The 22,734-nt window shown below is 54.2% G+C and carries 20 protein-coding genes; 4 read left to right on the top strand and 16 right to left on the bottom strand.

Going from position 1 to position 22,734, the window contains the following annotated elements; genetic code table 11:
• Positions 1–106: 106 nt before the first annotated feature.
• The 4 genes from pstB to pstS all read right to left on the bottom strand — a co-directional run bounded on the left by pstB (position 107) and on the right by pstS (position 4,269).
• Positions 107–886 carry a phosphate ABC transporter ATP-binding protein PstB gene (gene pstB, locus IDM49_RS01630; RefSeq protein ID WP_168615613.1) on the bottom strand — a complete coding sequence of 260 codons (780 nt, stop codon included), beginning with the start codon at positions 884–886 and terminating at the stop codon, positions 107–109.
• A 74-nt stretch (positions 887–960) separates the two neighbouring features.
• Positions 961–2,061 (bottom strand): phosphate ABC transporter permease PstA, encoded by a 1,101-nt coding sequence (gene pstA, locus IDM49_RS01625; RefSeq protein WP_168615614.1) that lies wholly within the window; start codon positions 2,059–2,061, stop codon positions 961–963.
• A 3-nt stretch (positions 2,062–2,064) separates the two neighbouring features.
• Positions 2,065–3,039 carry a phosphate ABC transporter permease subunit PstC gene (pstC, locus tag IDM49_RS01620; RefSeq protein WP_190724801.1) on the bottom strand — a complete coding sequence of 325 codons (975 nt, stop codon included), beginning with the start codon at positions 3,037–3,039 and terminating at the stop codon, positions 2,065–2,067.
• Positions 3,040–3,153: 114 nt separating this feature from the next.
• Entirely contained in the window at positions 3,154–4,269 is a 1,116-nt protein-coding gene (pstS, locus tag IDM49_RS01615; protein ID WP_228008144.1) for a phosphate ABC transporter substrate-binding protein PstS, read from the bottom strand.
• A gap of 341 nt (positions 4,270–4,610) precedes the next feature.
• On the opposite strand from pstS, the gene IDM49_RS01610 reads away from it, so the two are divergent.
• The 3 genes from IDM49_RS01610 to disA all read left to right on the top strand — a co-directional run bounded on the left by IDM49_RS01610 (position 4,611) and on the right by disA (position 8,426).
• Positions 4,611–5,843 (top strand): FUSC family protein, encoded by a 1,233-nt coding sequence (locus IDM49_RS01610; RefSeq protein ID WP_228008143.1) that lies wholly within the window; start codon positions 4,611–4,613, stop codon positions 5,841–5,843.
• A 65-nt stretch (positions 5,844–5,908) separates the two neighbouring features.
• On the top strand, positions 5,909–7,312 hold the full coding sequence (gene radA, locus IDM49_RS01605) for a DNA repair protein RadA (RefSeq protein ID WP_190724800.1): 1,404 nt from the start codon (positions 5,909–5,911) through the stop codon (positions 7,310–7,312).
• Positions 7,313–7,355: 43 nt separating this feature from the next.
• Positions 7,356–8,426 carry a DNA integrity scanning diadenylate cyclase DisA gene (disA, locus tag IDM49_RS01600; RefSeq protein ID WP_190724799.1) on the top strand — a complete coding sequence of 357 codons (1,071 nt, stop codon included), beginning with the start codon at positions 7,356–7,358 and terminating at the stop codon, positions 8,424–8,426.
• 71 nt (positions 8,427–8,497) lie between these two features.
• Here disA and IDM49_RS01595 read toward each other — a convergent pair whose 3' ends face one another.
• Positions 8,498–9,337, bottom strand: coding sequence for a hypothetical protein (locus IDM49_RS01595; protein WP_190724798.1), 840 nt, complete (start codon positions 9,335–9,337; stop codon positions 8,498–8,500).
• 69 nt (positions 9,338–9,406) lie between these two features.
• On the opposite strand from IDM49_RS01595, the gene IDM49_RS01590 reads away from it, so the two are divergent.
• Positions 9,407–10,378, top strand: coding sequence for an A/G-specific adenine glycosylase (locus IDM49_RS01590; protein ID WP_190724797.1), 972 nt, complete (start codon positions 9,407–9,409; stop codon positions 10,376–10,378).
• A 13-nt stretch (positions 10,379–10,391) separates the two neighbouring features.
• On the opposite strand, the gene IDM49_RS01585 is transcribed toward IDM49_RS01590, so the two are convergent.
• From IDM49_RS01585 to IDM49_RS01535, 11 genes are all read right to left on the bottom strand, one after another.
• Positions 10,392–10,910 (bottom strand): amino-acid N-acetyltransferase, encoded by a 519-nt coding sequence (locus IDM49_RS01585; RefSeq protein ID WP_190724796.1) that lies wholly within the window; start codon positions 10,908–10,910, stop codon positions 10,392–10,394.
• 71 nt (positions 10,911–10,981) lie between these two features.
• On the bottom strand, positions 10,982–11,605 hold the full coding sequence (locus IDM49_RS01580; RefSeq protein ID WP_190724795.1) for a hypothetical protein: 624 nt from the start codon (positions 11,603–11,605) through the stop codon (positions 10,982–10,984).
• 159 nt (positions 11,606–11,764) lie between these two features.
• Positions 11,765–12,718, bottom strand: a complete 954-nt coding sequence (locus tag IDM49_RS01575) for a type IV toxin-antitoxin system AbiEi family antitoxin (RefSeq protein ID WP_190724794.1) — start codon at positions 12,716–12,718, stop codon at positions 11,765–11,767.
• A 214-nt stretch (positions 12,719–12,932) separates the two neighbouring features.
• Positions 12,933–15,593, bottom strand: a complete 2,661-nt coding sequence (locus tag IDM49_RS01570; protein WP_168615623.1) for an ATP-dependent Clp protease ATP-binding subunit — start codon at positions 15,591–15,593, stop codon at positions 12,933–12,935.
• A 399-nt stretch (positions 15,594–15,992) separates the two neighbouring features.
• Positions 15,993–16,352, bottom strand: a complete 360-nt coding sequence (locus IDM49_RS01565; RefSeq protein WP_168615509.1) for a histone-like nucleoid-structuring protein Lsr2 — start codon at positions 16,350–16,352, stop codon at positions 15,993–15,995.
• Between the two features lie 199 nt (positions 16,353–16,551).
• On the bottom strand, positions 16,552–16,749 hold the full coding sequence (locus IDM49_RS01560) for a hypothetical protein (protein ID WP_190724793.1): 198 nt from the start codon (positions 16,747–16,749) through the stop codon (positions 16,552–16,554).
• A 108-nt stretch (positions 16,750–16,857) separates the two neighbouring features.
• Complete coding sequence (lysS, locus tag IDM49_RS01555) at positions 16,858–18,315, bottom strand: lysine--tRNA ligase (RefSeq protein ID WP_190725379.1); 1,458 nt, start codon at positions 18,313–18,315, stop codon at positions 16,858–16,860.
• Between the two features lie 99 nt (positions 18,316–18,414).
• Positions 18,415–19,335 (bottom strand): pantoate--beta-alanine ligase, encoded by a 921-nt coding sequence (gene panC / locus IDM49_RS01550; protein ID WP_228008141.1) that lies wholly within the window; start codon positions 19,333–19,335, stop codon positions 18,415–18,417.
• Between the two features lie 33 nt (positions 19,336–19,368).
• Positions 19,369–20,265 (bottom strand): Rossmann-like and DUF2520 domain-containing protein, encoded by an 897-nt coding sequence (locus IDM49_RS01545; RefSeq protein WP_190724792.1) that lies wholly within the window; start codon positions 20,263–20,265, stop codon positions 19,369–19,371.
• Positions 20,266–20,464: 199 nt separating this feature from the next.
• Complete coding sequence (locus IDM49_RS01540; RefSeq protein WP_190724791.1) at positions 20,465–22,042, bottom strand: PH domain-containing protein; 1,578 nt, start codon at positions 22,040–22,042, stop codon at positions 20,465–20,467.
• Complete coding sequence (locus IDM49_RS01535; RefSeq protein WP_190724790.1) at positions 22,043–22,699, bottom strand: PH domain-containing protein; 657 nt, start codon at positions 22,697–22,699, stop codon at positions 22,043–22,045.
• Positions 22,700–22,734 lie beyond the last annotated feature (35 nt).

Genomic DNA, 22,734 nt, shown 5'->3' with positions numbered 1-22,734 from the left:
TAATACGCGAGAGGGGAGGGATGTACCGTTTTTCACCTGAAAAACGGTACATCCCTCCCCTCTCGCGGTATGAGCTGCGTTCGAAGCTAAGGGGCTCCCGCTTTGTTTAGCCAAAACGTCCTGAAACGTAGTCTTCCGTCGCCTTCTCACTCGGATTATTAAAAATCTCCTGCGTCGGCGCATACTCAATCAACTTACCCGGCTTACCCGTACCCGCAATATTGAAAAACGCCGTCTTATCAGAAACACGAGCCGCCTGCTGCATATTGTGCGTCACAATCACGACAGTAAACTCCTCCTTCAACTCGTTAATCAAATCCTCAACCGCCAGCGTAGAAATCGGGTCAAGCGCCGAACACGGCTCATCCATCAAAATAACCTCAGGCTTCACCGCAATAGTGCGCGCGATGCACAGACGCTGCTGCTGACCACCCGAAAGACCAGCACCAGGCTTATCCAAGCGGTCCTTCACCTCGTTCCACAGGTTAGCGCCGCGCAAAGACTTCTCCACCAAATCATCAGCATCAGTACGAGAAATCTTCTTATTATTCAGCTTCACGCCCGCCAACACATTCTCGCGAATAGACATGGTCGGGAAGGGGTTCGGACGCTGGAACACCATGCCCACATGGGTTCGCACAGCAACAGGGTCAACACCCTTACCGTAGAGATCCTCACCGTCCAACAGAACCTTGCCTTCAACGCGAGCGCCCGGCAGAACCTCGTGCATACGGTTGAGAGTGCGCAAGAAGGTTGACTTACCGCAGCCTGATGGGCCAATGAAAGCGGTAACGGAGCGCGGTTCAATCGCCATGTTGATGTTCTCTACTGCGAGGAAGTCGCCGTAGTAGACGTTCAGGTTTTCTACATCGATGCGCTTTGACACGTGAATTTTTCCTTAGGTGGTGTGGGGCCGATGAGGCCCTGTGAAAAGTTTTTGGTGTAGTCGGTCTGGGAGGTTTAGCGTCCGGTCTTGGGCGCGAATATCTTTGCGACTACTCGTGCGATGAGGTTGAGCAGCATGACAATCACAATGAGGACGAGTGCTGCTGCCCATGCGCGGGTTTCTGAAACCGCGGCTGCCGTGGGTGAGGTCGGCGTCATGATCTGGTAGTAGATGTAGGTGGGCAGGGTTGCCATCCATCCGCTGAATGCGTTCCAGTTGATGGCGGTTGCAAAGCCTGCGGTGACCAGGATGGGCGCGGTTTCACCGATGACGCGGGCGATTGCCAGTGTGACACCGGATGCGATACCCGAGATCGCGGTGGGGATGACGACCTTGGTGATGGTGCGCCATTTACGAACACCTAATGCGTAGGATGCTTCGCGCAGCTCGTTAGGCACGATGCGCAGCATTTCTTCTGCGTTGCGAACCACAGTGGGAATCATGAGAACGGACAGCGCAACGGCTGCCACAAAACCCATGCGCATTGAGGGGTCTTTGAATGCCCAGGCGAAGAAGGACGCTGCGAACAGGCCGGCAACGATGGAGGGGATGCCCGTCATGACGTCCACGAAGAAGGTGATGGCGCGGGAGAGGATTCCGCCGCGTCCGTATTCAACCAGGTAGATTGCGGTGAGCAGTCCAACGGGTACGGAGATCAGGGTTGCGAGGATAGTGGTTTCGAGCGTACCGATGATCGCGTGGTAGATACCGCCGAGGATGGGTTCGGTACCCTTAGCTGCGGCGTTATCGTGGACGCCGGTCACACCGTTCATGGAGGTCAGGAGCAGGTTTCCGGAGAGCCCCGGAACGCCTTTTGCAATGACCACGTACAGCACTGATACCAGCGGGATTAGAGCCAGCAGGAACGAGCCGTAGACGAGAAAGCGGGCGAATGCGTCCTTGCCTTTGCGGGAGCCTTCGATCATGCCGATAACGATAGGGCCTGCGATCACAAAGAGTAGGAAGGCGAAGATTGCCCAGAGTCCCACCGAGAATCCGATGAGGGCGGCAATCGCTGCACCGAGAATGACGGCTACTAACGCGATGACAGGAACCAGCCATTTGGGGGTCTGCCCTGACGTCAGGCGAGAGGGGCGAGTAGCAACTACGCTCATGGTTTATTCGACTCCTGTGTTGTAGCGGCTCACGATAAAGCGTGCCAGAACATTCACCAGCAAGGTAATGACGAACAGTACCAAACCAGCGGCGATGAGCTCTGACATACGGATTCCGTATGCTTCGGGGAAGTTCAGCGCGATTTCGGATGCGACGGTCTGGTTACCTGACTGAATCAGTGACGGGTTGAACGGGCCACCTGCCAGGACCAGGGTGACTGCCATGGTTTCGCCCAGTGCTCGACCGAGTGCGAGCATGACCGATGAGATGATGCCTGCGCGAGCGAAGGGAAAGACCGTCATGCGGATCATTTCCCAGCGGGTAGCGCCCAGTCCGAGTGCTGCTTCTTCTTGGAGCTTGGGGGTCTGCAAGAAAATCTCGCGGCACATTGCGGTGATAATCGGCAGAATCATGATCGCAAGCACGATGCCTGCGGTGAGAATGGTTTTACCTGTTTGCGATGCGGGGCCCTCGAAGATCGGCAGAAAACCGAAGTGCTTGCCTAACCAGTTGTAGAAGGGCACCACATGCGGTGCTAGAACTGAGGCACCCCACGCACCGAAAATAACGGAGGGAATTGCTGCCAATAGGTCAATCACGTAGCCCACGGGCTTAGCGAACTTTGCCGGCGCATAATGCGAGATAAACAGTGCCACGCCAATACCAACAGGGGTTGCGAGCAAAAGCGCAATAGTCGCAGCAATCAGCGTGCCTACTACAAGCGGCCAGATGTAGGACGCGAAGCCCTTTCCGCCGGTCAGTTCAGTGGGGTCAGCCGCGAAAGTATCTGATGCCATTGCAACCAAGAAAATCGCAACCGCCGCAAGAACCACCAGAATAAGGACGCCCGCTGCCAGGGAGATTCCCGAGAAAATCTTGTCTGTTGCGGGGCTTCCGTGACCGCTGGTGTTCGCTAGAGCAGTCGTTGTGGCGCGAGTTGAACCGGGCCCGGTGGACTGTTCTGAGGTAATAGACATGTTTTAGCTGCCGCCTCTTATGGTTGTGTACAGGTATTCAAAATAGTGGTTTCGTAGGGAATGCGGTCGCCTACCGTGAACGGGTAGCCGACCGCATTATCTACGGGTCAAGTATTATTTCTTGACGGTAATTGAGTCGTATGCCTTAGTTGCTTCATCGCGCAAGGATGCGGTCAGGGGTGCTGAGGATGCTGCGTCGGCTGCGTCCTGCTGGCCCTTCTCGCTCACTACGTACTTACCGAATTCCTTGACCAAATCGACCTTTTCCTGTGAGTCGTAGCTGGAGCATACGATGTGATATGAAACCAGAACAATAGGGTATGAGTCTGAGGTCTCGGGGGTGCGGTTGAGGTCCAGTGACATGTCGTGCTCGTTCATTCCGCCTACACGTTCTGAACTTTCAACGGTCTTAGCTGCGGTCTCTGCTGAGAGCTCTGCGTATGAGCCGTCACCTGACTTGATCTTTGCCTTGCCCAAATCACCGGTTGCTGACGCGTCAGCGTAGGTGATTGCACCCTCGGTGGAGCTGGTAGTTGAAACAACACCGCTGGTACCCTTGTTAGCTTCTGCTGAGTAGTCGCCAGGCCAGTTGCCGTCCGGTTCCTTGTCCCATGCGCCGTTTGAAGCTGCCTTCAGGTACTCGGTGAAGTTCTCGGTGGTACCTGAGTCATCGGAGCGGTGCACCACGGTGATCTTAGTATCGGGCAACTCAACGCCTTCGTTCTGAGCCTTGATTGCCTCGTCGTTCCAGTTCTTGATCTCGCCCTTGAAGATCTTTGCGATGGTCTCGCCATCCAGGTTGAGATCCTTCACCCCGGGGATGTTGAACGCTACTGCAATAGGTGAGATGTAAACGGGAACGTCAATTGCGCCTTCGGGGCCACAGACCTCTTTAGACTTGGTGTATTCCTCTTCTTTGAGGTGTGCATCTGATCCTGCGAAGTCAGCTGCGCCAGCCAACAGAGCCTTACGTCCTGCGCCAGAGCCGTCAGGTGAGTACTGCATATTTGCGCCTGATGCTACAGAGGAGAAGCCTGACTGCCACGCAGTGATAGCTGCCTGCTGTGATGATGCACCAACGCCGGAGAGGGTACCTGACACTGATGAGTTACCAGAACCTGAGTTACCTTCACTGGAAGTGCCGGTTGCATTGTCGCTACCGCAACCGGTAAGTGCCAGTGCGCCTACTGCTGCCAATGCGCCCCAGCGCGCCATACCCAAAGCTTTCACGAAACTGTTTCCTTCGCTGTACAAAACTGTGCTTTTCCGCTTGTCGCGGTGTGTGCATGAAAAATGATGACTTCTTGCCACCTTCATGTTTGACTCTACGAGCGCAAGGTGACGCGACGGCTTTTAACGGGTAAACGAAGAGTTAACAGTGGGCTTAGTTCAAGCGAACAACCGGGCTCATATCACGGTTTTTCAACCTGAGAGAGTTTGAGTCAGGTATTTTGGGGACAAGCTAAAGGTTAAGAGAAACAACCTGTGCGCGTACCGTACAGGTCTTGCACGATGGCAATCACAACCACTCATCATCCCGTTTTTGAGGATACGCCGGTAGACTTAAAGATATGCCTGCCACCAGTTCTGAAACCATGAAACAACGCGTCCGTTACGAGCTACGCACCCGGTCAGCACGCGTCCATAAAGACTTCTTTCAGTCCCTCCAAATCGTGGTTTCTGTACTTGTGGCATATATAGTCTCGGAGAAGGTTCTGGGACATCATCAGCCCATCTTCGCGGCGACTGCAGCCATCGTCTCGCTGGGTTACGTACGCGGTTCAACGCACGCGCGCCGCATCTTAGAGGTCTCAGCCGGCGTTGTTCTGGGTATTATCATTGGCGATGTGCTGATGCTTCTGCTCGGACGCGGTATGTGGCAGGCAGCGCTAGTTCTCTTCATTTCTATTCAGGTCGCGCGCTTTTTAGATAAGGGCATTATATTCACCATTCAGATGGGCTTGCAGTCCACGCTGGTAGTTTTGCTACCGCCCAGCCCGGACGGCATTTTCTCCCGCAGTCTTGACGCCATCGTCGGTGGTTTGTGTGCCTTCTTGCTCATGTTCATCTTCCCAAAAGATCCGCGCAAGGAGCCGCGTCGTAACGCCCAGGTACTCATGAACGCGTTTGCCGACGTTTTCTTTTCGTCAGCGCGTGCCGTCAAGGAATACGACCATGACAAAGCGTGGCTTGCCCTTTCTGAATCACGACGGCTGCAGCCGCTCTACAACGCCTGTGAAGGGGATGTTGTCACGTCCATTGGCATGGCAAAGCTCTCTATTATCGGTAAGTCACCGCAGGCTGAGCTACAACAGCTCTCTGACAGGCTCTCATCCATCGACCTAGCGATCCGCAATACGCGCGTGCTTAACCGGCGTATGGCGTCCACTATTGAGCATGTGCAACTTTCTCAAACCGCCGTTGATTCGCTGTCTGAAGTTTTCGTCGATATTGGTAACGCCATTCAAAAACTGGGTGACGGACTTTCTGCCAAAGAACGCGAGATTCGCAAGCTCATGGTCAAAGAAGCGCAGAACGAGCTGAAGGAAATTGCGTCGGTCCTCGAACCCCACCTGTTGAAAGTCAAAACCATGGAGGGTGAGGCACTGGTGCTGATGACCCGTCCTCTGGTTGTTGACCTTCTAGAGGCAACCGGGTTGGGGCACGAAGAATCTGTAGATCTGTTGATTCCGCTCGGTGCATCCATTACAGAACATGCTCCGAAAACTAACGTGATGCCGGTGGTTGCTGCCGGTGGTGAACACGGGTCTGTCAGCATCGAAGAAGTCACCGAGCCCCGCTAAAGTTTTCCGCTCAGCCCTTCGCAAAACCCTCTTATATTGTCAGTCCTTGGGCTTATGGTTGTTCTATGACTCCTCGCGCAACAACTAAACGTTCTCGTTCTACCAACGCCTATAAGTGCACCGAGTGCGGCTGGACGACGGCTAAATGGGTAGGGCGCTGCGGCGAATGTCAGTCGTGGGGAACTATCGAAGAAGCAGGCGGTGCAGTTACCGCGAAAACAACGGTGGCTTCTAAGGTTCAGACCCCCGCAAAGCCTATCGCCGAGGTTGATTCCACGGTCGCGCGTTACCTGTCAACGGGCAACCCGGAGTTTGACCGCGTGCTCGGCGGTGGGCTGGTGCCCGGTGCCGTCATTCTTATGGCGGGTGAACCCGGCGTCGGTAAATCCACCCTTCTTCTAGATGTTGCTGCGACTTTTGCCCGCACAGCACACGAGGGACGCCACCACAACGTCCTCTACGTTACCGGCGAGGAATCTGCGGCACAGGTGAAACTACGTGCGGACCGCATTGGCGCTGTTGCGCAAACTCTCTACCTCACCAGCGAAACCGATCTGGGCACCGCGCTGGCGCATATCGAAGACGTCACTCCGTCCCTGCTGATTGTCGACTCTGTGCAGACGCTCGCGTCCACCGAAGTTGAAGGCAGCGCAGGCGGTGTAACTCAGGTGCGCGAGGTTGCCGCGTCCATTATTGCCGCCGCTAAAGCACGCAATATGTGCACCTTGCTCGTGGGTCACGTGACCAAAGAGGGCACCATCGCGGGCCCGCGTCTGCTTGAACACTTGGTAGATGTGGTCTGTCAGTTTGAGGGCGATAAACACTCAGCTATTCGTATGTTGCGCGCTATCAAAAACCGTTTTGGCCCCACCGATGAGGTCGGCTGCTTTGATATGCACGAAGACGGTATAGCCCCTGTCACCGACCCTTCAGGGCTCTTTGTCTCACGCACCGCGCACCCTGTCTCGGGCACCTGTGTAACAGTCACTATGGAAGGACGTCGCCCGCTACTGGCTGAGATTCAGGCCTTGCTTGACCAGTCGGCAACCCCGCAGCCACGACGCGCCACTTCTGGACTAGATTCTGCCCGCATCGCCATGTTGCTGGCTGTACTTCAAAAACGCGCGGGCTTTGGCGTGGGCAAACTCGACTGTTACATCTCAACCGTGGGCGGCGCAAAAATCTCAGAACCCGCTGTTGACCTCGCCGCTGTCATGGCGCTGGCATCTGCCGCCCAAGATAAGCCACTCCCCCGCAAGCTGGCAGTCTTTGGTGAGGTCGGTCTCGCAGGTGAAGTCCGCGCTGTACCAGGCATCCGCCAGCGCATTGCTGAGGTAGCCCGCCTAGGCTTTACACACGTTATTGTGCCAGCATCACCCGCCGGTGTAGGCGAAGTACCAGCCGGTGTTGCCGTACGCCAAGTAGCATCCTTGCAAGAGGCAATCGCGCTACTGTTTCCCAATCAGTAAGCCATGAATTTTATCTAGCGCACCTCACACATAGAATAGAGACGTGTTAACCGTTTACAGTGAGCAGTTGCTCAAAGCCATCGCCCGCATCGCGCCCGGAACAGAGCTGCGCGAAGGCCTCGAGCGCATCATGCGCGGACGCACCGGCGCTCTTATCGTGTTGGGCTCCGACAAAACGGTTTCTGCGCTGTCCTCAGGCGGCTTTGAAATCAACGCTGATTTCACGCCCACTAATCTGCGCGAGCTAGCCAAGATGGACGGCGCCATCGTCTGCGATAAAGACGTCAAAATGCTACTCAACGCTGGCGTGCAGCTCATGCCAGACGCATCATTGCCGACCAATGAGTCAGGCACGCGACACCGCACTGCCCACCGCGTCGCCCAGCAAACAGGTTTTCCCGTCATCGCTGTCAGTGCCTCAACCCAGATGATTTCTGTGTATGTGGACGGTCAGCGCTACACCATCGAAAACACCCAATCGCTGATGAGCCGCGCCAACCAGGCTATTCAGACGCTAGAGAGCTACATGAGCCGCCTTGAACAGGTACTCAGCAGTCTCTCATCCCTTGAAATCGAAGGCTCCGTGACGCTACGCGATGTCGTGTCAGCTGTTCAGCGCATGGAAATGGTGCGTCGCATCTCAATCGAAGCTGAGTACTACGTGCTTGAACTTGGCACCCACGGACGCTTGGTCGCACTTCAACTTGAAGAGTTGCGAAGCCATACCCTACCCGGGGCCGACGTCATCTTGCGCGACTACATGCCTGCGTCCGTCGACCAGGCAACTATTAGCGAATCCATTGCCGCCCTTGCCGCTCTCGAAGACAAAGACAGTATTGACCTCACGGAGATTGCCCGTGCCTGCGGTTTTGGAACGCTCGATATGGAAGACTCTTTATCTCCGCACGGCTACCGTCTGCTGGCGGGCATCAAGTCGATGCCGGGCGCTATTGCAGACCGCCTCGTTGCGCAGTTTGACGGGCTGCCCTCCCTCATGGCGGCGTCCATTGACGAGCTCCGCGCGGTAGACGGCATCGGTGAGCAGCGTGCACGCATCATTCGTGAGTCGCTCTCCCGCATGGCTGAATCATCACTGCTCGAACGATTTATGTAAGTATTCTTAGACATCAAAAGCGGGGCTTCCTTCTCTCAAGGAAGCCCCGCTTTTTACGGCTCTTCTAACGCTTAGCCACTGATGATGATGCGTGCCGGTTCTGAGGTCACGCCGTTGACGGTAGCGGTTGCCCAGTAGTAGCCGGGCTGAATGTCACGCAGGTTGTTGCAACCCAGTGAGTTCAGCTTACGGTCCCAGGTGAAAGCGGTCTGCCCAACCTGGCCGGGAGCCAGCTGTGCAACTGCGGCGGGTGAAACCTGGCAGGTTGCGGTGTTGTAGACCTGAGCTGAGCCAGAAGTAATGTTGATAACTACGTTCTGAGCATCTGCCGGAATATCGCAGGGGTTCTGCGAGGTGTTGGTGTAGGTCAGTGCCAATGAGGGGTTCTGGCCCTTACCGTATGAAGGCTGGCTTGCTGAAAGAACAACGTTCATGTTGCTTGCACCGCAGGCAAGAGGCTGAGCCTCGGTGGGAGTAGGTTCGGGAGTCTGAGTGGGCTCAGCTGACTCGCTAGGAGTAGCGCTGTCAGTTGCCTCAGGGGTATCGGTTGCTTCAGCTGATGCGGATGCTGAAGGATCAGCTGATTCACTCGCCGATGCTTCGTCGCTCGGTGACGCTGAATCGCTCGGATCAGCGGACTCACTGGCGTCTGCGGATGCGCTGTCACTTTCTGAAGGACGCGCGCTAAAACTATCGAACGGTTCTGAAGATTCTGAAGTTGACGCAGCTGAGCTTGCGTTGTCATCGTTTGATCCGCCGATCTTGCCAAATACCCAGGTCAGACCCCAGATAAGGAGCAAGATAGCAAGAAGAGCGATAAGGGCAGCAACTATACGGCGGCGGCGGTATACCTCAGATGATGGTTCCGCGGCTTCTGAGCCGTTGAATTCTTCGTAACCGTTTTCAGACATGTATATAGAGTACCGGTTTTTGGGTGTAAAACACTCTTTCAAAGCTTTACTTTGTTGTATCTGAAGAAAATGGTTTACAGTGTGGACGTGGTTACTTCTTCAGCGCTTTCAGCGCAGACTCTTTCGCAACTTCACGAACGCATCAATACCTGGTTTTTAGCTCATGCTCGCGATCTTCCGTGGCGCGCGGCTGATAGAACCGGTTGGCAGGTGATGGTCAGTGAGTTCATGTTGCAACAAACCCCGGTGGTGCGGGTTCTGCCTGTTTTTGAGGCGTGGATGGACCGTTGGCCGACTGCCGCTGATCTCGCGTCCGTTGATTCCGGTGAAGCTGTACGCGCGTGGGGGCGTTTGGGTTACCCGCGTCGTGCATTGCGCCTTCATGCCGCTGCGCAGGCGATTGTAGAGCGTCACGGCGGCGAAGTCCCTCAACATTATGATGAGTTGCTGGCCTTGCCCGGGGTCGGCTCATATACCGCAGCGGCTATTTCTGTGTTTGCTTTTGGCAAGCGAGCCACCGTTATTGATACCAATATCAGACGCGTGCATGCCCGTCTTATATCGGGTAAGGCGCTACCGAATAAGTCGCTGAACGCGGCAGAAACCCGACTAGCAGAAGAGCTCATGCCAGCTGATCTTGAGACCTCCGTAGTGTGGAATGCCGCCACTATGGAACTCGGTGCGCTCATCTGCACTGCTAAATCACCCAAGTGCGAAGCTTGTCCGGTACAGGATATGTGCGCGTGGGTTGCCGCAGGTAAGCCCGAGGCTGACTACGTTCCAACTGGTCAGTCATGGTACGGCACCGACCGCCAGTTACGCGGCGCTATGATGGCTGTTCTGCGGGCAGCGGTGGCGCCCATCCCCTATCAGATACTCAAACAGGCAGGACGCGTGGATATCGCTATACCCGAAGAGCTAGTACCCGCTGTGAAAAAGCTGGCTGCGCTGAACCCTGAGCCCGAGCAAATTGAGCGCTGTTACACTGGCTTACTCAAGGATGGTCTAGCGCATGAGGCAGACGGTTTCGTGACACTGTAGAAAATTTGTACCGCTAAAGGTCAATAATCATGCGCGTATTACCCAAAGTATTGGGTTTCACGCGAGCAAGCTCCAAGAACTCTGCGATACCTTCATCGGGCGAACGTAGCAACTCCGCAAAAATTTGAGGGTCAAGCTGGCTCTGATCCGACATCACTTGAAAGCCCATCCGCTCAAAGAAATTCACCTCAAAAGTCAGGCAGAACACCTGTTTGACGCGCAAAGTACGCGCACGGTGCAAGAGAGCATCAACGAGCATCCTGCCCAAGCCGCGTCCCCGATGAGAAGACCGCGCCGCAAGCGTTCGAACTTCAGCGATATCACGCCACATCACGTGCAAAGCACCGCAAGCAACCGTCTGACGCATACCGTCCTCTAACACCTCATCGACCACCAAAAACTCCTGGATGCTTTCGTAGTACGTAACGGTTTCTTTTGCAATCAGCACTTTCTGCTCCGCAAGCGGCGACACCAGCTCTTGAATAGCAGGCACATCATTAACGGTTGCGGGGCGCAAAATCAAATCAGTCACGTTCTCACTGTAGCCCGCACAATAAGAGCTGGTCACAGCCCCTGCGCAAGATGTCGGATGGTGGACGGTTTTTAGATAGTCCGAATTCCTAGGAAAAACACCTCGTACATTTTCTTGTAATTACTATTTGTTCTAGGATCTCTGTAATCGCGCAAAGCTGTAATCACAAATACCTCACGATTCCCAGGATCTGCAAGAATCTCGATGCAGCGTTCTAGCGCCACACCGGCAAAAAGAACAGCAAGTTTCCGTCCTGCACTATAGGCAGCTAAAAGTTCCGGATTCCCTTCACACTGTTCGATGACATCCTCGTCCTCCCATAACGGAGACTCCCACAGCTCCCCGGACTCATCCAAAATTTTGCAAGAAGCAACAAGTAGATGATGGAAGTCAGTGCAATCCGTCGGAAACGCACGTTCTCCCCACACAATAATTTTTAGACCCATCATGGCATAAATCTGCGGAATTTTTACGCTGGAATCACCAATTATGCAAAGCTCAGCAGAGTCATAAGCTTCTTGCAGCCCCCTGAGTTCCCAGTGGCTATCTCCATGCTCTAGATGACCACCTCTCGCAATAGGACCGAAGGGGATGATATCAACAGGAACCTCGCCCAATTTTCTACGTGTAATGACACCGCGAGGAGGCCCAAAACTGTCTAAAGCTCTTTCAAAATCAGCAAATTCTCGTGCCACAAACTAAGATCTAAGTCTTGCGTACCTCGAGGACTTTTTATACCAGCTCTTCTCAAATGAATATCGCGAACGTAGGAACCAATCATCATATATTCATGGTGTCCTAGTAGAGCATCGGCCTCTTTTATCTTGTCTTCAAGAAATGAAAATACATCTTCTCTACTGGAATTGTTGAAGGTCTTCATCATGGTTCCACATCTCTTGAGCAATCATCGCTTGGCGTTCATCTCCGTCTGTAAACTCATCAGCAAAAACTAGTAAAGACGGCACTAATGGTGAAGCTGGCAGGTAGTGCGGGTTCCAGAACCTCTCTGTGAGTACTACATTTCCATCTTCAGCTGGTCGCAGTTTAAGGAATCGGGTCACATCCTGCCACGGATACTCACTGTAAAACCGTGTTTCAACCGGACGGATACCAAAACCTTTACTCAGCATCGCAGCTTCACCGCCCAGCTGAGCGAATTTTTCCCACAGTTCAGGATTAGCAACGATTTCTTGGGGCTCAGCCCCCTCACATGTTCTGGTTTTCAGCTTTGGTTTTAAAATACTGGCGTACAGCTCCACCCACCGTTGAATAAGCTTTGGCTGTTTGGTCAGAAAACGCTTTCGCCCGTTTACTATCAGATATCCATCTCTTTCTAAATCCCTCAAGGCATTGGCTACAGCGCCAACAGAAGTACCAGAGGCATCCGCGATAGTTCTAATTGGGGCGTTGAGAAGGTCAGAATTCACAAGAATGATGAAAAGAACACGTAATCCGGTGGCAGTAAAAGCGCGCGATGTTTTAGTTTCTTCATCACGTGCTATAGGTATTTTCGGTAGCCCCTCGACCCTCAGATAGTAGCTCTCCCCCTCAATCCAAGCGTTACCCGCGTAGTCCATATAAAAATAATTACGCTCTCGCATCCATTCTCCAAGGTTTCGAGAAACATGAGGGAATAGAAAAATAACCGTTTCCGGGGAATGCATCATCAGAACATTACGTACCGACGCTTCGCCAGCAGGTGTCATAAGAATAGTGCGTTGCTGATTTTCACCAGGTATTTTGACCTGGTTATCGTTAACGTTCAGCCCATAGCCTTTAAAGAGTACTGACGTGTTCACATTTTTCATATGTTCATAATATGTGAACAAAGTATTTTTGTGAACACAGCCCGTCTTAACCCGCCCCAAAGTCGCTGATGGGCCGCTTCCAAGCGAGGGTATTTCTAGTAAGCACATTTTTAAACCGTGAGAGGGGAGGGATGGACCGTTTTTCTGGTGAAAAACGGTCCATCCCTCCCCTCTCGCGGAGACTCGCGGAGTCTGCCGCTATAAACGACTGATATTACAAGGTGTCGTTATCAGTACGCGGTTCTGACTGCGCGATGGACGCGTCGTTGTCATGACCAGCGTTCTCAGCATCTACACCGTGCTCAGCGGATGCATTTGCGATAGCTGACTCGGGCTCAGCAGGAGCGTCGTCCTGTGAATCATCAGAATCGTTAACCCATGCCTCAAGCTCATTAGCTTCCATCTCAGTCATCGGCTGTGATGAGAAGGTGAACTTAGCAAGATCGCCTTCGCCCTGGGTATCCACGGTAATCTTCTCGCCGGGCTTTACCTCGCCAAAGAGAATTTTTTCTGACAGGGCGTCCTCGATATTGCGCTGCATTTCGCGACGCAAAGGACGAGCACCCATAGAGGGATCGTAGCCCTTAGCAGCCATCAGAGCCTTCGCTGAGTTGGTGAGCTCAATGCTCATATCCTGCTCAGCAAGACGCTTAGCCAGGCGTCCAACAAAGAGGTCAACGATTTCGAGGATCTCGGTTTCGGTGAGCTGCGGGAAGACGATGATGTCATCAACGCGGTTGAGGAACTCGGGGCGGAAGTGCTCCTTCAGGTCCTCCATGACACGCAGCTGCATACGCTCGTATGAGCCATCAACATCACCAGTTGACTGGAAACCAACGGGAACCTTGCGAGCTAGGTCGCGTGAGCCGAGGTTGGTGGTCATGATGATAACAGTGTTCTTGAAGTCAACGACGCGACCCTGTGAGTCGGTGAGGCGTCCGTCTTCGAGAATCTGCAACAGTGAGTTGAACAGGTCAGCGTGAGCCTTTTCAACCTCATCGAACAGAACTACGGAGAAGGGCTTGCGGCGTACCTTCTCGGTGAGCTGGCCGCCCTCTTCGTAGCCGACGTATCCCGGAGGAGCACCGAACAGTCGTGAAACGGTGTGCTTCTCTTGGTACTCAGACATATCGAGAGTAATCAGAGCTGACTCATCGCCGAACAAGAATTCAGCCAGCGCCTTAGCAAGCTCAGTCTTACCAACGCCGGTGGGACCAGCGAAGATGAACGAGCCGCCGGGGCGGTTGGGGTCCTTCAGGCCAGCACGGGTACGACGGATGGAGCGTGACAGCGCCTTAATTGCGTTGTCCTGGCCAATGACGCGCTTGTGCAGCTCGTCTTCCATCTTGAGCAGACGGCTGGTCTCTTCTTCGGTGATCTTGTAGACGGGAACACCGGTTGAGATCGCCAGAACCTCTGAGATAACGTCGGGGGTTACCTCGCCGAAAGCATCGCCACCTTCGCGCCATGCTTTCTCAGCTTCTTCCTTTTCTGCGATGAGCTTCTGCTCTTTATCGCGCAAGGATGCTGCCTTTTCGAAGTCCTGACCCGCGATTGCTGCTTCTTTTTCGCCGCGCATCGTGGAGATGCGTTCTTCAAGAACCTTGATTTCCGGCGGAGCGGTCATACGCTGAATGCGCAGGCGCGCACCGGCCTCGTCGATGAGATCCACTGCCTTATCGGGCAAGAAGCGGTCTGAGATGTAACGTGCTGAGAGGTTAACAGCCGACTCGATAGCGTCATCTGAGATAGTGACGCGGTGGTGAGCCTCGTACTTGTCGCGCACACCCTTGAGGATGTCGATTGCCATCGCGATTGAGGGCTCATCAACCTGAATGGGCTGGAAGCGGCGCTCAAGTGCGGCGTCCTTCTCGATGTGCTTGCGGTATTCGTCCAAGGTGGTTGCACCGATGGTCTGCAGTTCACCGCGAGCCAGCATGGGCTTGAGGATTGATGCCGCGTCGATTGCGCCCTCAGCGGCGCCCGCACCAACCAGGGTGTGAATTTCGTCGATGAAGAGGATGATATCGCCACGGGTGCGGATTTCTTTGAGAACCTTCTTCAGGCGCTCTTCGAAGTCACCGCGGTAGCGTGAACCCGCAACCAAAGAACCCAAATCAAGGGTGTAGAGGTGCTTATCTTTAAGGGTTTCAGGTACGTTACCTGCAACAATTGCCTGCGCCAGACCCTCAACGACAGCGGTCTTACCAACACCGGGCTCGCCAATGAGCACAGGGTTGTTCTTGGTGCGGCGTGAGAGAACCTGCATCACGCGTTCCATCTCGCGCTGGCGACCAATCACAGGGTCAATCTTTGCCTCACGAGCAGCAGCGGTGAGGTTAGTGCCGAACTGATCGAGGATGGCTGAGCCCGCGGGGGTGCCTTCCTTGGAGTTACCAGCACCAACGCCAGCGGCTTCCTTGTTTTCACCGGCACCGGGGTAACCGGAAATCATATCGGTGACGGTCTGGCGGATGCGTGCCTGATCAGCACCCAAGTTGCCGAGAACCTGGTTAGCCACGCCCTCGTTCGCGCGCACCATCCCCAACAGAATGTGCTCGGTACCAATGTAACCGTGGTTGAGCTGAATTGCCTCGCGCATTGAAAGCTCAAGAACCTTCTTAGCGCGCGGGGTAAACGGAATGTGACCGCTGGGCGCCTGCTGACCAGAACCAATGATGTCCTGAACCTGCTCACGAACAGCAGTAAGGGTGACGCCCAATGATTCGAGCGCGCGAGCCGCAATGCCCTCGCCCTCGTGAATCAGACCGAGCAGTAGGTGCTCTGTGCCGATGTAGCTGTGGTTCAGCATACGCGCTTCTTCCTGCGCAAGAACCACTACGCGCCGGGCACGGTCGGTAAATCGTTCAAACATAGAACTCTCCCTTTGACAGTATTTCTTACCTTCAAGCCTACGCAGTTAAGGGCGGCATTTCGCGGGTGTTCGCTAGAGAGTGAACGGCTACGCCGATGATGAACCCCTATGTTTATCCCGCAAAAGACCTCACACTAAACAGCCGACAAACACCGCAGTTTTAAGCAACCTACAAAAGTTGCTTTCGTGTATGCAGTACATCTTTCAATATATGAGCATTAAAAACCCATGTCAGGCATCAGCCCGACGAACCCAACCAGTTTTTTTCTCCTGTACCCATATATGTTAGGTTTTGTACACCATTTGGTAGTTATTAATTAGATTACCGCGCAAAAAAACATTAAATAAAAAATCGGGGCTACTCAGCAAGTATCCCCGATTTTAAAAAACTAACCTAGTTTAGTTTTCACCCTTCATAGCTGCGTAGTACGCATCCTGAATATCCTGGTGGATACGACCGCGATCAGAAACATCGTAGCCATTTTCCTTAGCCCAAGTGCGGATAGCCGCAGTATCAGGGTTACGCTTAGCAGCGCTGGTGTTAGTGGTGCGTGAGCCTGCGGGACGGCCGGGTGCACGGTTACCCTGCACACGACGTGCCTTTGCAGCGAAAGGACGCACAGCATCGCGCAAGCGAGCAGCGTTCGCGCTCGACAAATCGATTTCGTACTGACCACCGTCAAGACCAAAACGTACAGTTTCGTCTGCGGGACCGCCGTCGAGATCATCTTCAAGAATGATCTTAACCTTTTGAGCCATTACAGCTTCCTCCTGGTAATAAAATCCATATCGTTTGGCACAGGGCAACACAAGCTTCAAGGTGCTGATTCTTCAAGCAACGTCACAACAAATTAGCTCAAAGTCTATAGACCGCATTTAAAACGTAATTCCATAGTAACAATAGAATTAGAAAATCCACAATTTACAATTCTATTACGCAGGAAAGAATTAAATTATTTTATTTAGATTTCCGCTCTTCAAAAGGACGAAGGGTGCCTTTTGAATTCTTCACCGACTCATACCAAGCCGCCGCATCGTCCTGTGCGTCCTTCTGAGCCTTACGCTCGGCACGATCAGCGCTACTAATCCAGCGCAGAATCAGATAAAGAATAACGCCCGCAAAAACCGAGGGAATCAGTGCAATCAGGTACTCCACGAAAATTCTTCCTTCACATCAGATAGCTCTTATCTACGATAGCCCCGCGTCCAGTGCAAACAAAAACGCCGCCACCCACACAGTGGATAGCGGCGTTCCTCTAAAGCCTTACTCAGCCTCGGGCTTCATCAGCGGGAACAAAATAGTCTCGCGAATACCCAGGTTGGTAAAGAGCATAATCAAACGGTCGATGCCCAAGCCCAGACCACCCATGGGAGGTGCACCGTGCTCAAGAGCGCGCAAGAAGTCATCATCAAGCTGCATCGCTTCGTCATCGCCACCTGCAGCCAGCTTAGACTGCTCGGTGAGACGCTCACGCTGAATCACGGGGTCAATCAGTTCGGAGAACGCAGTACCGCGCTCCATACCGCCAATGATGAGGTCCCACGCCTCGATGATTGAATCATCATCACGATGCGGGCGGGCCAGCGGCTGCGCTGACGGCGGGTAATCGTACACGAAGGTGGGGTTAATCAGGGTCGGTTCAACGATTTCGCCAAAGAGCTCAACAACCAGCTTCTCCGCATCCCACTTGGGATCAAAATCAACCTCGTGATTGTTCGCAATAGCCTGCAAATCAGACAGCGAAGTAGCAGGAGTGATCTCCTGACCAACAGCCTCAGACAGTCCGGGGTAGACGCCAACCCACTTCCATTCGCCTGACAGGTCGATAGTGCCCTTGTCAGTTTCAATCTGGTGTATGCCCAGCTCATCAGCGCAGGCAAGGATAATTTCCTTGATGCGCTCTGCCATCACGAACTGATCAGCGTACGCCTCGTAAGCTTCCAAAGTGGTGAACTCGGGGCTGTGAGTTGAATCGACGCCCTCGTTGCGGAACACGCGTCCAATCTCGTACACGCGGTCAATACCGCCCACAACAGCACGCTTGAGGTAAAGCTCAGTTGCAATACGCAGCGTCATGTCCTGATCAAAAGCATTCAAGTGAGTCTCGAACGGACGCGCCGCCGCACCACCGTGAATCAGCTGCAAAATCGGGGTCTCAACCTCAATGTAACCGCGATCCTCAAGAACCCTACGCACGGTGCGGGTAATCTTCGCACGACGTAGCACAGTCTCACGAGCCTCATCGCGCACCATCAAATCAAGGTAACGCTGGCGTACACGGGTCTCTTCGTTCAAATCCTTATGCAAAGTAGGCAAAGGACGCAGAGACTTAGACGCCATCTGCCAGCTATCAGCCATAATCGACAGCTCACCGCGTCGTGACGAAATAACCTCACCGTGAACAAACACGAAGTCACCCAAGTCAACGAGTGCCTTCCAGTCGGCCAAAGCGTCCTCACCAACAGCAGCCAAAGAAATCATGGCCTGAATGCGAGTACCATTACCAGCCTGCACGGTAGCAAAGCAGAGCTTACCGGTGTTACGAACGAACACAATACGACCGGATATACCAACGATCTCACCGGTTTCATCGCCAGCCTCAAGCTTATCTTCGTACTTGGCACGAATCTCATCGATGCTGTGAGTTACAGGCACACCAACGGGGTACGCCTCGCGGCCAGATTCAATGAGCTTCGCACGCTTTTCCATGCGAATCTGCATCTGCTCTGAAACTTCTGAGAAAGTCTTAGTATTCTGCGGTGCTGCAGTGATTTCTTCTTGTGTACTCACCTATGAACCTAACGGTAGGGTAACGAATCTTTAGCTTAGTTCCATGTTGTCGATGAGGCGGGTTTCACCGACGTACGCTGCCACCAGTGCCAGAGCTCGCTTGGAGTCCTCGGTGGGGGCTGCAAAGTTTTCGGGATCTACGATCTCAAGGTAATCCAATCGCACGTTGTCTTGACCGTTGATGTAGTCACGCGCCGATTTGAGGTCGAGACGGTCAAAGCCGCGAGAGATGCTCTGCTCACGCAGCAATGCCAGCGTGCGTGAAAGCACCAGCGCCGCTTCGCGGTCTTCATCTGAAAGGTACTGATTGCGAGATGACAGCGCAAGACCGTTATCCTCACGAACAATAGCCACAGGCTTGATAGTCACAGGATGGTTGAAATCAGCCACCATACGCTGCATCAAAGACAGCTGCTGAGCGTCCTTCTGACCAAAGTACGCAAGGATCTCGTGGGTGCCCACGCATCCTTCAAGAATATTGAAGAACTTATTCACAACGGTCAGAGCGCCGTCAAAATGTCCGGGGCGGGTCTTACCTTCAAACAGGTTGCCCAACTCGCCACTCGACACAGTAATCAGAGGAGAACCACCGGGGTACATCTCATCAACAGAAGGCGCAAAAATGATATCAACGCCAGCCTCAGCCGCCACCTTTGCGTCGGCCTCAAGCGTACGAGGGTAGGTCTCAAAATCTTCGTTAGGACCAAACTGAAGCGGATTCACAAAAATCGATACCGCAACCACAGCGTTCTGCTCGCGAGCGCGACGCATCAAGGTCGCGTGCCCATCATGCAACGCACCCATAGTGGGGATAAAACCAAGACGGGCAGCCTGCGCGGGCTCCTCCTCGGTTGCAGACGCATCAAAAGCGTCCTGCGCCGCAGACAAAGCGCGGGTTACAGCGGTCTGAAATTCTTCCGTGGTCCGGGTAATCACGGGTTGGCTCGTCACGATGTGAACGGTCCTTTCAAAGATGAGTGTGCGTTAGCTATCTAAGGCCTCAACAATGCGCGAGTACTGCTCATCGTTAAGAGCTCCCTTCGCGTGTGCGCGTTGCGCAGTTGCGCGTGCTAAAGCACGGTAGGAGTCCAAGATATCCTTCGCGTTTTCTTCCATAGCAAAGCCGGTCAAAACCTCGGTGTGAGACTCAACCGTGCGGGAATCACCGCGCACCACCGGCCCAGTGAGTGCTGATTCACCGGACGCCAGTGCGTTATCTAACGATGCACGCACCAGCGGCTCAAGGTAGCGCGCTGGGTCTTCGATTCCCAGCGATGCCAGAATTTGCATCGACTGTCCCGTAATGGTCACGAGATGGTTCGATGCGTGGGCTAAAGCCGCATGGTAAAGCGGTCTATCACCTTCAGCAATAATAACGGGTTCACCGCCCATTTCCACAGACAGTGCCTGCGCTATGGGCAAAAATGGGGCGGGTCCCGTCACGCCAAAACTCGTGTTTTGCAGTCGGGCGAGGTCAAGTGAGAGCCCGGTGAAGGTCATCGCCGGGTGAATAGCAAGCCCAATTGCGCCGCGATTTCTCGCGGGTTCAAGCACGCCCACACCGTAGCGTCCTGACGTGTGAATGAGAATCTGCCCCGACTGTAGCTGCGCGTGTTCAGCGATCCACGACACCAAAGGCGGCAAAGAATCGTCGGGAACTGCGAGCAAAATTACTTCTGATTTTTCGACGATTTCCGTAATCTCCATGAGCGGAACACCGTCGAGAAGGGACTGCGCGCGCTCCTGCGATGCCTCAGATTTTGCGTACACGCCGACGATGGCGTGACCGGCGCTTCGCAGAGCCGCACCGAGCACCGCGCCAACTTTGCCAGCGCTAATAATTCCGATGCCGAGGCGGGCAGGTTTGAGGTAATTGCTCATGGGGCACCAGTTTACACGGGTGGGCTGAACGACTTACGGGGAACAGAGTTGCATAACTACGCCCGAAACTCTCAAACCAGGGGTCAAAAAAGGTCTCATTTCGAAGGTTTCCGGCGTAGTTATGACGCCGCTTGGGATGAAATCGCCGTTTTGGGTGGGATATCGCACCCAAAACGGTGATTTCGCACGGGGTAAGGGGTTAGAGGGACGCCGGACGCACACCCAGCTGCGCCTGCCGCACAAACAGTGCGCGCGCAACGGCCGCGTCCGCGTTCTGCACCGTGGCAGGGTAGGTGGCAGAATGTCCGGCAACATCCACGCTCAAGTGCGCCACCGACCGGTGTCGAGCAAACGGCCCCTGACTCACCCGGATACCCTGAACCTTGCCGTGCGGTACTAGAACTAGACGGCGCACCGCCCAGCCGCCACGAATCATCAACAGTGCGGGGAGAATCGCGAACCCATTGCGTTTATAGGTCAGCCAATTAAAGACGCGAGCACGCCGCGGCGACACCGTAAACCCACCAGCAGATCCACTGCCCACCAGGCCAGCTCGTAGAGCCTCAGCGTCCGCGCCACCAGAACCAGTGCCGGGAACCACCAGCGGCAGGACGCGGGCTAGATCATCAGCAGTGCCCACGGGCAGCAGGTACCCCGTAAAAGTGTTCTCGGTGCCGCCTTTACCGGCAAGCGCCACCCTCACCTGATACCAGCCTTTCAGACGCCACAGTAATGGCTGGGTGACAGTAATAGATTGGACGCGCCCCGCAGGCACGGTCTGCGTGGTGGTGTCGGTGAACCCGTAACGGGTTTTCAGCCCGACGGGGCTGGTGGAAAGCCTGAAGTTATAACCGGTGTTGAACTTCTTCCACAGTGCCGAGCCCAAACCTGCAATCAGCGCAAAATTCGCAAAGAGAATACTCACCAGCGACGCCCCGGTAAAGAGGGAAAGCCCCACAAAGAACGCCATTCCCAGCACTGTTACGCAGGTAGTAAAACTCAACAGAACGGACGCGATAAGACGCGCAACCGGGATCTTGAGCACCGGTGTTTCATCGGCATCTTTGAGTCCCGACCCGAGGTTGGTGGCAACGTGTTCGCGAAGACGCTCCCGCCTGGTGGGTTCCGTGTGCTCGGGCTCCCCATCACCCAGTGAGGAAACCGCGTCCGTTACCGGGGCCAAGTTCTCCCCCGAGTCTGCCTCTTTCAGCGCACGCACCTGGCTCAGCAGTTGAGCGCGCAACGCACGAGCATCCTTATATTTGAGAAACTTCACCGCCAGCGCCGAATGTGAACCGTCAGCAACATCGAACTTAAGCTCAGCCAGCCCTAGCAAACGAGCCATCAGCGACCGGTTAATATCGATAGATTGCACACGGTCTAACCGGGCTTTACGCTCGGTTTTCGACAGGATGCCGCTGCGCACGTAAACGTTGTGGGCGTCCACTGCGAAAAAGTAGGAGTACCAGCTGACAAAGTAGGGAATCAGCAGAACCGCAAAACCTACCAGTAGTAGCGCCGGTAGCCACAGCATCCCAAAGTTTTCAAAAATCGAAAGGACGCCAGGCAACTCCGGAGCCTGCGAAAAGTCGGGAATTTCGCGGTCATTTTGAGTGCCGATTTCAAAGAACTCGCGTCCGACAGTAAAAATAAAAACGAAGATAATCAGCCAGGCATTCACAAAGGGCGAGAGAATATGCGCCCTGCGCCAGCGCAGTTCTTGCCGCGTTTTATCTCTTGACGCTGCGTTGAAAGTATCGATCTTTTCTTCGCTCATTTACAGGCCCACCATTTTAGCGTCGCTGAGTTCTGTCAGAGTTTCGCGCAGTCGTTGCGCATCAACCTTTTCAAGACCGGGAATGGTCGCACTTGCCGAAGACGCCGTTTTTACTTCTACGGATGCGAGGTTCAGCTTGGATTCGATAGGCCCGGATTTCACGTCGACGTACTGGATGCGTCCGTAGGGAATGGCCCGCACTTCGTGAAACATGATGCCGCTACAGGTGAGCAGGTGGTCTTGACGCTCGCTGTAGCCGAGTGCTCTTACCTGCCGTTGGATGATCGTCAAATACCAGATTTCGAGGGCAGCAACGATTCCAAGAATTCCCCAGCAGACCCAGGGCGCCCAGTTCCACCAGTGCAGAATCTCCGTGAAGATCAGGGGGAGAGCCGCAAGTGCCACAAGAATAAGTGCCCAGATTAGCCCCGTGATAAGGCGTGCTTTCGCGTAGCGCGGTTGGACGCGCTTCCAGTCAACGCCCGAAGGATCGATTTTGGCTGTTTTCAGACCGTCGAGTTCAAGCGGTGGCAAGGTTGCCGCGAAGGTGGGTGGCGTAGTAACTAAGGAGGCCTCGCAGGGTGAATTCCACGGTGCGGCATCACGAGAATCGGGATACGCCGGTTCTGTAGAGGGCGGTAGCTGCGGTTCAGTCATCGTATCTTCCTTGAAACGGGTATAGCTTTACCCCA

This window comes from Rothia terrae (assembly GCF_014705925.2).
Taxonomy (GTDB): Bacteria; Actinomycetota; Actinomycetes; order Actinomycetales; family Micrococcaceae; genus Rothia; species Rothia terrae.
This window is presented reverse-complemented; position numbering and strand designations above follow the sequence as displayed.

What these genes read in the sequence shown, in the direction of transcription:
- pstC (WP_190724801.1), bottom strand. Translation starts at nt 3,039, where the DNA reads ATGTCTATTACCTCAGAACAGTCCACCGGGCCCGGTTCAACTCGCGCC.
- lysS (WP_190725379.1), bottom strand. Translation starts at nt 18,315, where the DNA reads ATGCAGATTCGCATGGAAAAGCGTGCGAAGCTCATTGAATCTGGCCGC.
- IDM49_RS01535 (WP_190724790.1), bottom strand. Translation starts at nt 22,699, where the DNA reads ATGACTGAACCGCAGCTACCGCCCTCTACAGAACCGGCGTATCCCGAT.
- IDM49_RS01540 (WP_190724791.1), bottom strand. Translation starts at nt 22,042, where the DNA reads ATGAGCGAAGAAAAGATCGATACTTTCAACGCAGCGTCAAGAGATAAA.
- radA (WP_190724800.1), top strand. Translation starts at nt 5,909, where the DNA reads ATGACTCCTCGCGCAACAACTAAACGTTCTCGTTCTACCAACGCCTAT.
- IDM49_RS01570 (WP_168615623.1), bottom strand. Translation starts at nt 15,593, where the DNA reads ATGTTTGAACGATTTACCGACCGTGCCCGGCGCGTAGTGGTTCTTGCG.
- IDM49_RS01565 (WP_168615509.1), bottom strand. Translation starts at nt 16,352, where the DNA reads ATGGCTCAAAAGGTTAAGATCATTCTTGAAGATGATCTCGACGGCGGT.
- IDM49_RS01590 (WP_190724797.1), top strand. Translation starts at nt 9,407, where the DNA reads ATGGTTTACAGTGTGGACGTGGTTACTTCTTCAGCGCTTTCAGCGCAG.
- pstA (WP_168615614.1), bottom strand. Translation starts at nt 2,061, where the DNA reads ATGAGCGTAGTTGCTACTCGCCCCTCTCGCCTGACGTCAGGGCAGACC.
- IDM49_RS01610 (WP_228008143.1), top strand. Translation starts at nt 4,611, where the DNA reads ATGCCTGCCACCAGTTCTGAAACCATGAAACAACGCGTCCGTTACGAG.
- IDM49_RS01545 (WP_190724792.1), bottom strand. Translation starts at nt 20,265, where the DNA reads ATGAGCAATTACCTCAAACCTGCCCGCCTCGGCATCGGAATTATTAGC.
- IDM49_RS01595 (WP_190724798.1), bottom strand. Translation starts at nt 9,337, where the DNA reads ATGTCTGAAAACGGTTACGAAGAATTCAACGGCTCAGAAGCCGCGGAA.
- IDM49_RS01575 (WP_190724794.1), bottom strand. Translation starts at nt 12,718, where the DNA reads ATGAAAAATGTGAACACGTCAGTACTCTTTAAAGGCTATGGGCTGAAC.